The organism is Mycolicibacterium wolinskyi str. Jessa 2025 (genome assembly GCF_049241375.1).
Lineage (GTDB): Bacteria > Actinomycetota > Actinomycetes > Mycobacteriales > Mycobacteriaceae > Mycobacterium > Mycobacterium wolinskyi.
This window is the reverse complement of sequence record NZ_CP185960.1, coordinates 4,517,386-4,530,034: the sequence shown is the minus strand read 5'-3', so window position 1 is coordinate 4,530,034 and position 12,649 is coordinate 4,517,386. Positions and strand designations below refer to the sequence as shown.

14 protein-coding genes are annotated in these 12,649 nt (G+C 66.5%); 11 read left to right on the top strand and 3 right to left on the bottom strand.

Annotated elements, in window-relative coordinates; genetic code table 11:
* Positions 1–23: 23 nt before the first annotated feature.
* From ACOI2T_RS22295 to ACOI2T_RS22280, 4 genes are read left to right on the top strand one after another with little or no spacing between them, the layout of a single operon-like run.
* Positions 24–731: a gamma-glutamyl-gamma-aminobutyrate hydrolase family protein gene (locus ACOI2T_RS22295; RefSeq protein WP_409503586.1), complete on the top strand. Its 708-nt coding sequence runs from the start codon at positions 24–26 to the stop codon at positions 729–731.
* Positions 728–2,095, top strand: coding sequence for an aldehyde dehydrogenase family protein (locus ACOI2T_RS22290; RefSeq protein WP_409503585.1), 1,368 nt, complete (start codon positions 728–730; stop codon positions 2,093–2,095). Before ACOI2T_RS22295 ends, ACOI2T_RS22290 begins: the two co-directional genes overlap by 4 nt.
* A 13-nt stretch (positions 2,096–2,108) precedes the next feature.
* Positions 2,109–2,882 carry a 3-oxoacyl-ACP reductase gene (locus ACOI2T_RS22285; RefSeq protein WP_067852407.1) on the top strand — a complete coding sequence of 258 codons (774 nt, stop codon included), beginning with the start codon at positions 2,109–2,111 and terminating at the stop codon, positions 2,880–2,882.
* Between the two features lie 42 nt (positions 2,883–2,924).
* Positions 2,925–3,659, top strand: a complete 735-nt coding sequence (locus tag ACOI2T_RS22280; protein ID WP_409503584.1) for a FadR/GntR family transcriptional regulator — start codon at positions 2,925–2,927, stop codon at positions 3,657–3,659.
* A 13-nt stretch (positions 3,660–3,672) separates the two neighbouring features.
* On the opposite strand, the gene ACOI2T_RS22275 is transcribed toward ACOI2T_RS22280, so the two are convergent.
* Together ACOI2T_RS22275 and ACOI2T_RS22270 are read right to left on the bottom strand one after the other, a co-directional pair.
* Positions 3,673–4,437, bottom strand: a complete 765-nt coding sequence (locus tag ACOI2T_RS22275) for a 2,3-bisphosphoglycerate-dependent phosphoglycerate mutase (RefSeq protein ID WP_409503583.1) — start codon at positions 4,435–4,437, stop codon at positions 3,673–3,675.
* Entirely contained in the window at positions 4,434–4,934 is a 501-nt protein-coding gene (locus tag ACOI2T_RS22270; RefSeq protein ID WP_409503582.1) for an RpiB/LacA/LacB family sugar-phosphate isomerase, read from the bottom strand. Before ACOI2T_RS22270 ends, ACOI2T_RS22275 begins: the two co-directional genes overlap by 4 nt.
* A gap of 115 nt (positions 4,935–5,049) precedes the next feature.
* Between ACOI2T_RS22270 and ACOI2T_RS22265 the strand changes: the two genes are divergently transcribed.
* Positions 5,050–5,370, top strand: coding sequence for a 2Fe-2S iron-sulfur cluster-binding protein (locus tag ACOI2T_RS22265; protein WP_409503581.1), 321 nt, complete (start codon positions 5,050–5,052; stop codon positions 5,368–5,370).
* A 2-nt stretch (positions 5,371–5,372) separates the two neighbouring features.
* Entirely contained in the window at positions 5,373–6,617 is a 1,245-nt protein-coding gene (locus ACOI2T_RS22260) for an NAD(P)/FAD-dependent oxidoreductase (protein ID WP_409503696.1), read from the top strand.
* On the opposite strand, the gene ACOI2T_RS22255 is transcribed toward ACOI2T_RS22260, so the two are convergent.
* Positions 6,614–7,534, bottom strand: a complete 921-nt coding sequence (locus ACOI2T_RS22255; protein WP_409503580.1) for an ABC transporter substrate-binding protein — start codon at positions 7,532–7,534, stop codon at positions 6,614–6,616. The two genes, ACOI2T_RS22260 and ACOI2T_RS22255, sit on opposite strands and share 4 nt — an antisense overlap.
* A gap of 81 nt (positions 7,535–7,615) precedes the next feature.
* On the opposite strand from ACOI2T_RS22255, the gene ACOI2T_RS22250 reads away from it, so the two are divergent.
* The 5 genes from ACOI2T_RS22250 to ACOI2T_RS22230 all read left to right on the top strand — a co-directional run bounded on the left by ACOI2T_RS22250 (position 7,616) and on the right by ACOI2T_RS22230 (position 12,646).
* Positions 7,616–8,740, top strand: a complete 1,125-nt coding sequence (locus ACOI2T_RS22250; protein ID WP_409503579.1) for a zinc-dependent alcohol dehydrogenase — start codon at positions 7,616–7,618, stop codon at positions 8,738–8,740.
* A 2-nt stretch (positions 8,741–8,742) separates the two neighbouring features.
* Complete coding sequence (locus ACOI2T_RS22245) at positions 8,743–9,435, top strand: 4-carboxy-4-hydroxy-2-oxoadipate aldolase/oxaloacetate decarboxylase (protein ID WP_067852419.1); 693 nt, start codon at positions 8,743–8,745, stop codon at positions 9,433–9,435.
* A complete protein-coding gene (locus ACOI2T_RS22240; protein WP_409503578.1) occupies positions 9,432–10,454 on the top strand; it encodes an amidohydrolase family protein in 1,023 nt (340 codons plus the stop codon). The genes ACOI2T_RS22245 and ACOI2T_RS22240 overlap by 4 nt, the downstream gene beginning before the upstream one ends.
* Positions 10,454–11,440, top strand: a complete 987-nt coding sequence (locus ACOI2T_RS22235; protein ID WP_409503577.1) for a substrate-binding domain-containing protein — start codon at positions 10,454–10,456, stop codon at positions 11,438–11,440. The genes ACOI2T_RS22240 and ACOI2T_RS22235 overlap by 1 nt, the downstream gene beginning before the upstream one ends.
* Positions 11,441–11,542: 102 nt before the next feature.
* Entirely contained in the window at positions 11,543–12,646 is a 1,104-nt protein-coding gene (locus tag ACOI2T_RS22230; RefSeq protein ID WP_421874333.1) for an ABC transporter substrate-binding protein, read from the top strand.
* The last annotated feature ends 3 nt before the right edge of the window (positions 12,647–12,649 follow it).

Genomic DNA, 12,649 nt, shown 5'->3' with positions numbered 1-12,649 from the left:
TCGGCGGTCGGCCGATTATCGGCATGACGACATATCTGCAGCAGGCACAGACCGGCGTCTGGGACGTTCGTGCCAGTTTCCTGCCGCAGATCTACTTCAACGGGGTCAACCTCGCCGGTGGCATCGCCCTTCTGCTGCCGCCGCAACCGGTCGACGACGAGGTCACGGAACGGGTCCTCGATCGAGTGGACGGGCTCGTGATCACCGGCGGCCCCGACGTCGATCCCGCCCGCTACGGACAGGCTCCGCACCCCAGCACCAACGAACCCGCACACGACCGCGACGAGTGGGAGTTCGCCCTCCTGGCAGGCTCACTGCGCCGCGGTATCCCGGTGCTCGGGGTCTGTCGCGGCGCCCAGGTGCTCAACACCGCGCTGGGCGGCACGTTGCACCAGCATCTGCCCGACGTCATCGGCCACACGCACCACCAGAAGGGCGACGCGATCTTCGGGACATCGGCGGTGCGGACGGTTCCCGGCACCAAGCTGGCGGAGCTGATCGGCGAGACATCCGACGCGCAGTGCTACCACCATCAGGCCATCGACCGCCTGGGCGACGGACTGGTGGTCAGTGCGAGGGACACCGACGGCGTCATCGAGGCCGTCGAGCTGCCCGGTGACGGATTCGTGCTCGGCGTGCAATGGCACCCCGAGGAGCGCCTCGACGATCTGCGGCTCTTCACCGCGATCGTGGAGGCAGCCAAAGCTCATGCGACAGAAAGGGTGTCATGACAGCGAGCCAGGTGATCAACCCGGCGACCGAGGAAGTTCTGGCCAGCGTCGAGCTGCTCGACGAGAGCGCCGTCGACGAGGCGGTCGCGCGGGCCAGGGCGGCACAACGGAAGTGGGCCGCACAGGCTCCGGCCGAACGTGCCGCGGCCCTGCGGGCGTTCGCGGCGGCCGTCGACTCGCACATCGATGAGCTCGCTGCGCTCGAGGTCGCCAACTCCGGGCATCCGATCGGGCAGGCCGAGTGGGAGGCGGGCCACGTCCGCGACGTGCTGAACTTCTACAGCGCAACCCCGGAGCGGTTGTCGGGCAAGCAGATTCCGGTCGCGGGCGGGCTCGATGTCACGTTCAACGAGCCGCTCGGCGTGGTCGGCGTCATCACGCCGTGGAACTTCCCGATGACGATCGCGGCCTGGGGCTTCGCGCCGGCACTCGCGGCCGGCAACGCCGTCGTGCTCAAACCCGCCGAGTGGACACCGCTGACGACGATCCGGTTGGGCGAGATCGCGGCCGAGTCAGGCCTGCCCGCCGACCTGTTCCAGGTGCTGCCCGGCAAGGGCTCGGTCGTCGGGGAGCGGTTCGTCAGCCATCCCGATATCCGCAAGGTCGTGTTCACCGGTTCGACCGAGGTCGGCATGCGGGTGATGGCCGGCGCCGCGAAGCACATCAAGCGGGTCACCCTCGAGCTCGGCGGCAAGAGCGCCAACATCGTGTTCGACGACTGCGATCTGGAGAAAGCGGCGGCCACCGCGCCCTACGGGGTGTTCGACAACGCCGGGCAGGACTGCTGTTCGCGCAGCCGGATCCTGGTGCAGCGCAGCGTCTACGACCGTTTCATGGAGCTGCTCGAGCCGGCGGTCAAGGGCGTCGTGGTCGGCGACCCGGCCGTGCGCGACACCGAGATGGGACCCCTCGTGTCACGCCCGCACTGGGAATCGGTCTCGTCCTACGTCCCCGACGACGCGCCCGTCGCGTTCCGCGGTTCGGCGCCCGAGGGACCCGGGTTCTGGTTCCCGCCAACCGTTCTGACGCCGCAGCGTACGGACCGCACCGTGACCGACGAGATCTTCGGCCCGGTGGTGACAGTCCTGCCGTTCGAGGACGAGGCCGACGCGATCGCCCTTGCCAACGACACTCCCTACGGGTTGTCCGGATCGATCTGGACCGACAATCTCTCTCGCGCGCTGCGGGTTTCGCGCGCGGTGGAATCCGGCAACCTCAGCGTCAACTCACATTCCTCGGTGCGCTACAACACCCCGTTCGGCGGCTTCAAGCAGTCCGGGCTGGGACGCGAGCTGGGCCCCGACGCCCCGCTGTCGTTCACCGAGACCAAGAACGTCTTCATCGCAGTCGAAGATTCGCAGTAGAGGAGCTGCCCACATGGACTTGACCCAACGTCTCGCCGGCAAGGTCGCCGTGATCACCGGTGGCGCCAGCGGTATCGGCCTGGCCACCGGCCGCCGGTTGCACGCCGAAGGCGCCACGATCGTGGTCGGCGACATCGATCCGACCACCGGCAAGGCTGCCGCCGACGAACTCGACGGTCTGTTCGTCCCCGTCGACGTGTCCGACCAGGCCGCCGTCGACAACCTGTTCGACACGGCCGCATCGACTTTCGGCAGCGTCGACATCGCGTTCAACAACGCCGGGATCTCCCCGCCCGAAGACGATCTGATCGAGAACACCGAGCTGCCGGCCTGGGAGCGGGTGCAGGACATCAACCTCAAGTCGGTGTACCTGTCCTGCCGGGCGGCATTGCGGCACATGGTTCCCGCGGGCAAGGGATCGATCATCAACACCGCGTCCTTCGTGGCGGTCATGGGCTCGGCGACCTCGCAGATCTCCTACACCGCATCCAAGGGCGGTGTGCTCGCGATGTCGCGCGAACTCGGCGTGCAGTACGCGCGCCAGGGGATCCGGGTCAACGCGCTGTGCCCCGGGCCGGTCAACACCCCGCTGCTGCAGGAGCTGTTCGCCAAGGATCCGGAACGTGCCGCGCGCCGGCTCGTGCACATCCCGCTGGGTCGGTTCGCCGAGCCCGAGGAACTCGCCGCCGCCGTCGCCTTCCTGGCCAGTGACGACGCGTCGTTCATCACGGGCTCGACGTTCCTGGTCGACGGCGGCATCAGTTCCGCCTACGTGACACCCCTGTGACGGTGTGAGAGCGACACCACTGTGATACCCCTTTAGGTCACGATGACCGCCGAACCGGATCCGCAGCCCGCATCAGCCGAAACGGCTGATGCCCTGCTGCGTCCGGTGCGGCTCGGGAACGCGTTCGAGGACACCGTGGGCCGCCTGCTGGAGACCATCCGGCTCGGCGTGCTGGCACCCGGCGAGTCGCTACCGCCGGAACGGGAACTCGCGACGCGCCTGGGCGTCAGCCGCGACACCGTGCGGGAGGCGATCAAGTCGCTCGCCGACGCCGGTTACCTGGTGTCACGGCGAGGCCGTTACGGCGGCACCTTCCTGGCCGACGAACTGCCGCGCCACACCGCCGACACTCCCAGGCCGACGCGCGAGGAGATCGACGACGCACTGCGGCTGCGCGAGATCCTCGAGGTCGGTGCCGCCCGGATGGCGGCCGGGCGCACGCTCAGTGCGGCCGAGCGCGACGGCCTTTGGTCGCGGCTGGCCGATGTGCGCGGCGCCGATCCCGACGACTACCGACGACTCGATTCCCGCCTGCACCTGGCCATCGCGGAGGCCGCCGGATCACCATCCCTGGTGCCGCTGGTCGCCGAGAACCGGATGCGGCTCAACGCGCTGCTCGACCAGATTCCGCTGTTGCCACGCAATATCGCGCACTCCGACGAACAGCACGAGGCGATCGTCATCGCGATCCTCGCCGGCGACGCCGACGGCGCGGCGACGGCCATGCTGGCCCATGTCGCGGGGTCGGCCGCGCTGCTCCACGGCTTCCTGGACTGATCCCTTCGCGGGGTCAGCGGGTGCCCTGGGCGATGACTTCGGCAATGCCGGCCGTCGCTCGCGCCGGGTCGAGATAGACGCCTCCGGGCACCAACGGCGTCAGATCCCCGTCCAGGTCGTAGCGCAACGGCACGCCGGTGGGGATGTGTAGCGAGCGCACCCGGTCGGGGGTCAGGCCGTCCAGATGCGTGCACAGCGCGCGCAGCGAGTTGCCATGAGCGACAACGAGTGTGACGTGGCCGGCCATCAGATCTGCCGCGATCGCGTCCTGCCAGTACGGCACCAGCCTTCTGCGCACTGCCGCCAGCGACTCTGCGGCGGGAAGCTCGTTCGGCGGCAGGGCGGCGTACCGGGCATCGTGGCGCGGATGAGCGGGATCGCCCGGCGCCATCGCGGGCGGAGTGAGGTGGTACGAGCGGCGCCAGTCGTTGAACAGCTCGGTGCCGAACTCCCTGCGGACGCTACTACGCCGCCGGCCCTGCAGCACACCGTAATGGCGCTCGTTGAGGCGCCAGCTTCGACGTATCGGTGTGGCGGTCGGCTCCAGCTCGTCCAATGCGATCGCTGCGGTGTCGATCGCGCGCATGAGCACCGACGTGTGCACGGCCGTCGGACGTAGTCCGGCCTCCCGTATCAACCGGCCCGCCGCGGCGGCCTGGTCACGGCCACGGTTCGTCAGTGGAAAATCAAGCCAGCCCCCGAACACGTCGTCGGCATTGGCCGTGCTCTCGCCGTGCCTCAGCAACAGCAGCACACGCGAATCTCGCAGCTTCGTCATGCTCGGCTCGTCCTCACCTGTTGGAGTTCGCGGGCCTCCAGTGCGCTGATCTGGTCGAGCCGCAACTGGTGACGTCCACCCTTGAACCGGGTGGTCAGCCAGACGTCGAGAATGCGCTCGGCGAGGTCGGGTGCCACCACTTTGGCACCCATCACGAGGACGTTGGCATTGTTGTGGGCCCGGGCGATCTCGGCCGTGAACACGCAGTGGCACAACACGGCCCGTACGCCGCGAATCTTGTTGGCCGCGATCTGCTCGCCGCAGCCGCTGCCACCAAGGACGACGCCGAAGTCGTGCGAACCATCGACCACCACCGCTCCGACGTCCGCGCACAGCGGTGGGTAGTCGGCCGTCTCGGCGGCGTCGTGCACCCCGCGATCGTCGACGTGGTGGCCGCGTTCGGTCAGCCAGGTGGTCAGCCGCGACTTCATCGCGACGGCATTGTGGTCGGCTGCGATCGCGATGCGCATCTTCACCTCGGTTCCCTCGGTTCGCATCAGTAGAGTATTGGCCTGATGGTAACACCATAAGACGTCGACGGTACCGCTTGAGGAAACGCCTGAGCTCAATTAAGGTAGAATGGTAATACCATAATGAGTGTCAGGAGTTCGCATGCCGAAGGTCGTCTTCATCACGCTCGACGGGGCGTCGCGCATCGTGGATGCCCAGGCGGGGGAATCCGTCATGGCCGCGGCGGTTCGCAACGGGATTCCGGGCATCATCGGTGAATGCGGCGGTAACTGCAGCTGCGCCACGTGCCATGTCTACGTCGATGACGAGTTCATCTCCGCCGTCGGGTCCGTGGGCGACATGGAAGACGACCTGCTCGACCTCGGTGTCGCCGACCGCCGTGCGGGCAGCCGGTTGTCGTGCCAGATCCAGGTGACCGAGGACCTCGACGGTCTCACCGTGCGCATGCCCGAGGAGCAGTGAGCATGCATGCGGGCACGCTCGTGGTCGGCGCCAGTCAAGCCGGGCTGCAGCTCGCGGTGTCGCTTCGCGAATCGGGAGAGACCGGCCCCATCACGCTGATCGGCGAAGAACCGCACGCGCCCTATCAGCGTCCGCCTTTGTCGAAGGCGTATCTGCTGGGCGGGACGGAGTTCTCGCAACTGTGGCTGCGTACCTCGGAATTTCTGGACAGTTGTGACATCACGCTCGTCACAGGAGAACGGATCGAGAGTGTCGAGCTGAATTCCGGCGGGCCGTCGGGGTGGGCGCGTACGGCCAAGGGGCGCGTGCTGACCTTCGACCGGCTGGCCCTGACCGTCGGGGCGCGACCACGCCGCCTCGAGGTGCCCGGCGCCGACCTCGGTGGCGTCACCTATCTGCGTACTGCGGCCGATGCGGCCGAACTGCGAGAACTGCAGTCGGAGGCGGAATCCGTGGTGGTGATCGGCGGCGGTTTCATCGGCCTCGAGGCCGCCGCGGTCGCCCGAGCTCAGGGAAAAACCGTGGCCGTCGTGGAAGCGGCGGACCGGCTCATCGGACGCGCCGTGGCACCCGTCGTGTCGGAGTTCTATCGCGGTGCGCACATCCGGCGTGGTGTGAACATCAGGCTCGGCACCCAGGTGAGATGGCTCGCCGGCAAGAACGGCCGGGTCCAGGCGGTCGAATTGGCCGACGGCACTTGGATTCCCGCCGACTGTGTGATCGTCGGCATCGGCGTCGTCCCACGCACGAAACTGGCCAGGCAACTGGAACTGCATTGCGAAGGCGGCATCGTGGTCGATCGTTACGCCCGCACGAGCAACCCGAACGTGGTGGCGGCCGGGGACTGCACCGTGCAGCCCAACCCCGTAACCGGCAGCGGCAGGGTGCGGCTCGAATCGGTGCAGAACGCGATCAGCCAGGCCAAGACGGCCGCCGCAACGCTGTCCGGGAGATGTGAACCCAACGCGGGTGTGCCGTGGTTCTGGTCCGATCAGTACGACCTCAAACTCCAGATCGCCGGTCTGTCAGCCGGTCATGACCGGTACGTGGTGCGCGGTGACATCGACGGCGAGTCGTTCGCGGTGCTTTACTACCGAGACGATGCGCTGCTGGCCGTCGATGCGGTGAATGCCCCTCGTGACTACATGGCCGTACGAAAAGCACTCACTCAGGGCTCGACGATCCCCGCCGAGTCGGCGGCCGACAGCGCCATCGCGTTGCGCGATCTCGTCGCGGCGCGGGCCTAGCCCGTGAACACCTCGTCGATGTCGACCGGCTTCGTGAGGATCCGCTGCGCCAGCGCGAAATCGATGATCTGCTCGAGCATCGCCCGGTTGGCTTCGAGGCCATAGGGGAGCGGATCGGTGCCGATGATCTCGAGCACCCGGGCGTACATCCGGTCGGCGTCCGAGGTGATCGCCCCGTCCCGCAACCGCGTCACATACTGTTGTTTCGCCTCGGTGAACGCGTCGATCAACGCCGGCACCGCATCTGGATGCTGGTGCAACACTTCGTCTTTCACCACGACCAGATGGTTGATCGGGTAGAAGGCATGGTCGCGCAAGGCCTCGGCCGCGGCGTCGTCGGGTTCGCTGATGAGGGGTGCTACGTCCGGATGGTCCACATCGACGCCGATCACGGCATCGAGTTCACCGCGGATGAGCATGTCGCGCAGGTGGGTTCCAGGGGGTGCCGGCACGACGTTGGCGGGCGGCACATAGGTCTCGACGTGCTCGTCGCCGGACAACACCCACGTGACCCGGTCGAGGTCGACGCCGTACTGCGCGGCGAGGATGCCGCGCGCCCACACCCCGGTGGTCACCGTATAGCCGCGGTTCACACCAACGCGCCGACCCTCGAGGTCCTTGGGTTCGCGAATCGACGAGCGGGTGTTGTAGCGGATCGCGCCATGGTGGAAACCGCGCACGAGGAATATCGGCAGTGCGGTGAAGGCCACCCCGTGTTCACGGGCGGTCAGGTAGGTGGTCAGCGCCATCTCGCTGACATCGAACTCGAGATTGCGCACCATCCGGCGGAATCCGTGGACCAGGACCGGGATTTCGGTGAACAGCAACGAGAATCCGGCGGGCGACACCGAACCGTTCTTGAGTGCTTCGTTGGCGCCCTGGGTGCGGGTGAGCGTGGTCAATACCGGTTCAGACATGTCACTTCCGTCTCTGGTGATCCCGAACAGTGCGGTGGTACATTGGCATGACCATAATGCCATAGAGTCAAGAGGTGATAGATGGTCGAGCAGGTTCTGGCCGCCATACGAACTGCGCCGGGTACCACCGAATTACGCGAACTCGCCATGCCGGAGTTGTCTGACGATGCCGCCCTGCTGAAGGTCGAGGTGGCGGGCATCTGCGGCACCGACGTGAAGATGTATGCGAAGCCGCCGTTCGACGCCCCGGTGATCATGGGACACGAGAACGTGGGGACCATCGCGGTCGCCGGTGACAAGTTCAAGCAGTTGCACGGTGTCGCGGAGGGCGACCGCGTGTTCGTCGAGCACTATGTGGGCTGCTACAACTGCGAATGGTGCCGTATCGGCGAATACCGGCACTGCGAAGCGACCGACTGGCGCACCAACGTCGACGCTCGCCGCTACGGCTATACCTCCGCGGAGAATCCCGGCACACTCTGGGGCGGATTCTCCGAGTACATGTATCTGCCGTGGAATGCGGTGTTGCACAAGGTTCCGCACGGCGTCAGCCCGGAGCTCGCCGGACTCGTGACGCCGTTGTCGAACGGCATCGAGTGGGCGTTGCTGGCCGCGGGCGTCGGATACGCCGACACGGTGCTGATCCAGGGACCCGGCCAGCAGGGGCTTTCGCAGGTCGTGGCGTGCAAGCAGGCCGGTGCATCGAAAATCCTCATCAGCGGCACGAGTCGGGACAAGGCCCGCCTTGACCTGGCCCGCGATCTCGGCGCCGACGACGTGATCGACGTCGAGCAGGGCAGCCCACGCGAGCAGGTGATGGACCTGACCGGCGGGCGCGGGGTCGACTTCGTGCTCGACTGCACGTCGCGGGCAGGCGTCGGTCCGGTCCTCCTCGGCATCGACGTCCTCAAGCGTCGCGAGGGCACGCTGCTGATCCAGGGCGAGCTCGCGGCATTCCCGGACTTCCCGATCAAGTTGCTCACCGAGAAGGCCATCACCATCAAGAGCGCCCGGGGCCACAGCTATCGGGCGTGTGAACTGGCATTGCAACAACTCGCGTCCGGCCGGTTCCCGCTTGAGCGTTTGTCCACTCACCGGTTCGGCCTGGACCAGGTCGACTACGCGATCCGTGCGTTGGCGGGCGAGACCGACGAGCGCGACGTCATCCACATCTCGCTGATGCCGTGGCTGGGAAAGGAGTCCTGACCGTGTCGACCGTCATTCGGAATGTGCCCAAGGCCGATCCTCAGGTCAGGGACGGCCTGGGGGAGTACGGCGTGGCCACGATCCATGAAGCGCAGGGCCGCGCCGGGCTGGTCGCGCCGTATATGACGCCGATCTACGTCGGAGCCCGGGTCTGCGGAACCGCGGTGACGGTGAGTGTGCCGCCCGATGACAACTGGATGCTGCACGTCGCCGTCGAGCAGTGCGGCGATGGCGACGTGCTCGTGGTGGCACCCGAATCGCCCTCGGAATACGGCTATTTCGGCGAGCTGCTCGCCACGAGTCTCGCCGCCCGCGGAGTACGCGGGTTGGTGATCGACGCGGGATGCCGTGACGTCGCCGAGCTCGCGGCGATGAAGTTCCCGGTGTGGTCCAAATGCGTATCGGCTCAAGGGACGGTCAAGAAACGGCTCGGCTCGGTCAACGTCGCGGTGACGTGTGCCGGTGCTGCCGTCGAACCCGGCGATGTCGTGGTGGGTGATGACGACGGCGTCGTGATCGTGCCTCGTGGACAGGCGGCGTCGGTGTTGGCGGCAGCCAGGGCCAGGGAAGAAAAAGAGGCCCGCTCGCGTGAGCGTTATCAGCGCGGCGAGCTGTTCCTCGACATGCATGACGGCATGCGCGGCGACCTGGAACGGCTCGGCCTGCGATACGTCGACTACGGAGACGGCGCGTGATCATCGACATCCACGGCCACTACACCACCGCTCCGCCGCAGCAGCAGATGTTCCGCGACGCGCAGTTGGCGGCGCTGGCGGACCCCGGCCTACCCGCACCGCGGCGGGTTCGGATCCACGACGACGACATCCGTGAGAGCGTCGAGAACAATCAACTGCGCGTGCTGCGGGAACGCGGCGGCGATTTGATGCTGTTCTCGCCCAAGGCATCCGGGATGGAACACCACATCGACGATCAGCCGACGGCGAATGCGTGGGCGAGTGCCTCCAACGATCTGGTGCACCGGGTCACCGAACTCTTCCCGGAGTCGTTCGCCGGGGTCGCACAACTGCCGCAGACCCCTGGCGGCGACCTCGCACCCGTGATCGGAGAGCTGCGACGCTGTGTCGAGGATCTGGGTTTTGTCGGCTGCAATGTGAATCCGGATGCCGCCGCCGGATATTGGACGACGCCGCCGATGACCGACGAGTACTGGTATCCGCTCTACGAGGCGATGGCTGAGCTGGAAGTACCCGCGATGCTTCATGTCTCGACATCGTGCAACCCGAACTTCCACACGCTCGGCGCGCACTACCTGAATGCCGACACCAGCGTGTTCATGCAGTTCGTGCAGGGTGACGTGTTCGACCGGTTCCCGACGCTCAAGTTCGTCATACCGCACGGTGGCGGCGCGGTGCCCTACCACTGGGGCCGCTATCGGGGCCTGGCGATGCGACAGGGCCGGCCCGACCCGGGCGAGCTGCTGCGCAACGTGTTCTTCGATACCTGCGTGTATCACCAGCCGGGAATCGACCTGCTCCACAAGGTGATTCCGGTCGACAACATCCTGTTCGCGTCGGAGATGCTCGGCGCCGTGCGGGGCATTGATCCGCACACCGGTGTGGCATGGGACGACACGCTCGCCTACATCGACAACCTCGACCTGCCCGTCGAGGACCGCCACGCGGTGGTCGAGGGTAACGCTCGCCGGGTGTACCCACGACTCGACCGGCGGCTGGCCGCCACGAAAGGTGAATGATGGCCCGTCTATCCCTGACGTTCGCCTGCGGCGACTACGACCGGACCAGAGCGCTCGAGGACGGCAGTGTGCGCGCCGACGGCATCGAGCTGACGTATCTGCGTCTACCGGTCGAGGAGACGTTCTTCCGGATGCTGCGACACCAGGAGTTCGACGTCGCCGAGATGTCGCTGTCGACCTATGTCGCGACACTGGACCGCGATCCGAGACCGTTCGTGGCGCTGCCCGTGTTCACCTCCCGGATGTTCCGGCACGGCGGTATCTACATCAACGCCGACGCGGGCATCTCAGCGCCATCGGACTTGCGCGGCAAGCGGGTCGGGGCCCCCGAATTCCAACTCACCGCAGGGGTCTGGATCAGAGGGATCCTGGCCGAACATCATGGTGTGCCGATAGATTCGGTGACCTACTACACCGGTGGCCAGGAGTCACCGGGCCGTGTCGAGAAGGGCAAGGTCGACACGGGGCTCGACATCCGCCCCATACCGGCGGGCGCCACGCTGGCGCAGATGCTGGCCGGCGGCGAGATCGACGCTTTGCACACGCCGCGGGTGCCCAGCCCGTTCCGGGACCGCGATCCGCGCGTCAAGCGGTTGTTCGCCGACGTGGTGGCCGCCGAGAAGGAGTACTTCGCGGCCACCGGGATCTTCCCGATCATGCATGTCGTCGTGATTCGGCGGGACGTCTACGAACGCCATCGCTGGGTGGCGCAGTCGCTGTACAAGGCGTTTCTGGCCGCTCGTTACGACGCATACGGCCGCATCTACGACTCGTCGGCTCTGCGATTCATGGAGCCGTGGCTGATCCAGCATCTCGAGGACGCACGCCGGCTCCTCGGACCCGACTACTGGTCCTACGGGCTGGCGGACAACGAGAAGACCCTCGACGTGTTCCTGCGCTATCACCACGATCAGGGGCTGTCCCGAACACGCTATGCCCCCGTCGATCTGTTCGCACCGGAGACATCGGAAGCGTTCGTCATCTGAGAAGTGAGGGGCTTCACAACCGGTTGTCGGCATGATAGAAATCACACTAATGGTCTGAGTGTCAGTCCATTGACTTCATCCCCAGCCCCGAGGAGTGAGCCCGTGAAGAAGCAACTGGCCGGCTGCCTGCTGGCGGCCGTGACGTTGGCGGTCGCGGCCTGCGGCGGAAGCCCGACGGCGAGCAACGGCGCCTCGTCCGCGTCGGAAGCGACAGCAGCCCAACAGGTCTACGACCAGATCAACGGCCTGTCCGGCGACGAGCGGAGTCAGACCCTGCTCGAACTCGCCAAGAAGGACGGCCAGCTCTCCCTGTATACGTCCAACACCGACATGGACGATGTCGTCAAGGCATTCGAGGACAAATACGGGTTGCATGTCGAGACCTATCGGGCCAACTCCGAGACCGTCCTGCAGCGTGTGCTGCAGGAGTCGAGTGCGCAGTACCAGGGCGCCGACATCGTCGAGACGAACGCGGGCGAACTCAATGCGATGGGCGAGCAGCAACTGCTCTACCCCTACCGGGGCGAGTTGCGCGAGAAGGTGCGGCCGGAAGGGCGCAAGGACGGTTGGACCGCCGACCGATTCAACGCCTTCGTGATCGGCTGGAACACCAACGGGGTGCCAGCCGGCACCGAGCCCAAGTCGCTGATGGAACTGGCTGGGCCGCAATGGAAAGGGCGCGTCGGACTCGAGATCGGCGACTACGACTGGTTCGCCGCGATGTACCAGTACTACCAGTCGCAAGGCATGTCCGACGCCGACATCACGAACTTCTTCCATCAGCTGGCGGGCAATTCGAAGATCTCCAAGGGCCACACCGTGATGGGTGAGCTTCTGGCCGCAGGCCAGTTCGATGTCGCGGCGTCGGTCTACTCGCACACGGTCGACAACGCGGCCGCGAAGGGGGCCTCCGTCGCGTGGAAGACGAACGGCAAGCCGGTCGAACCGGTTGTCCTGCGGCCCAACGGCGCCGGACTGTTGAAGTCCGCCAAGCACCCCGCCGCCGCGATGCTGTTCCTCGACTTTCTGCTCACCGACGGTCAACAGGCCATCGCGGGTGCCAACCGGATCGGCGCGATCCCGACGGCCGACGACCCGCTGGCCGGGGTCTCGACGGTCGTCGTCCCCGAGCAGGAACTGCTCGACAACCCGCGCAAATGGAGCGACGCCTACAAGGCAGTGACCGATGCCGGCGGGCAGGCCTGACCG

Bases quoted from the DNA above. Each gene is read 5' to 3' on its own strand.
- ACOI2T_RS22290 (WP_409503585.1), top strand. From the start codon at position 728: ATGACAGCGAGCCAGGTGATCAACCCGGCGACCGAGGAAGTTCTGGCC.
- ACOI2T_RS22285 (WP_067852407.1), top strand. From the start codon at position 2,109: ATGGACTTGACCCAACGTCTCGCCGGCAAGGTCGCCGTGATCACCGGT.
- ACOI2T_RS22260 (WP_409503696.1), top strand. From the start codon at position 5,373: ATGCATGCGGGCACGCTCGTGGTCGGCGCCAGTCAAGCCGGGCTGCAG.
- ACOI2T_RS22275 (WP_409503583.1), bottom strand. From the start codon at position 4,437: ATGACGAAGCTGCGAGATTCGCGTGTGCTGCTGTTGCTGAGGCACGGC.
- ACOI2T_RS22265 (WP_409503581.1), top strand. From the start codon at position 5,050: ATGCCGAAGGTCGTCTTCATCACGCTCGACGGGGCGTCGCGCATCGTG.
- ACOI2T_RS22250 (WP_409503579.1), top strand. From the start codon at position 7,616: ATGGTCGAGCAGGTTCTGGCCGCCATACGAACTGCGCCGGGTACCACC.
- ACOI2T_RS22295 (WP_409503586.1), top strand. From the start codon at position 24: ATGACGACATATCTGCAGCAGGCACAGACCGGCGTCTGGGACGTTCGT.
- ACOI2T_RS22255 (WP_409503580.1), bottom strand. From the start codon at position 7,534: ATGTCTGAACCGGTATTGACCACGCTCACCCGCACCCAGGGCGCCAAC.
- ACOI2T_RS22235 (WP_409503577.1), top strand. From the start codon at position 10,454: ATGGCCCGTCTATCCCTGACGTTCGCCTGCGGCGACTACGACCGGACC.
- ACOI2T_RS22270 (WP_409503582.1), bottom strand. From the start codon at position 4,934: ATGCGAACCGAGGGAACCGAGGTGAAGATGCGCATCGCGATCGCAGCC.
- ACOI2T_RS22280 (WP_409503584.1), top strand. From the start codon at position 2,925: ATGACCGCCGAACCGGATCCGCAGCCCGCATCAGCCGAAACGGCTGAT.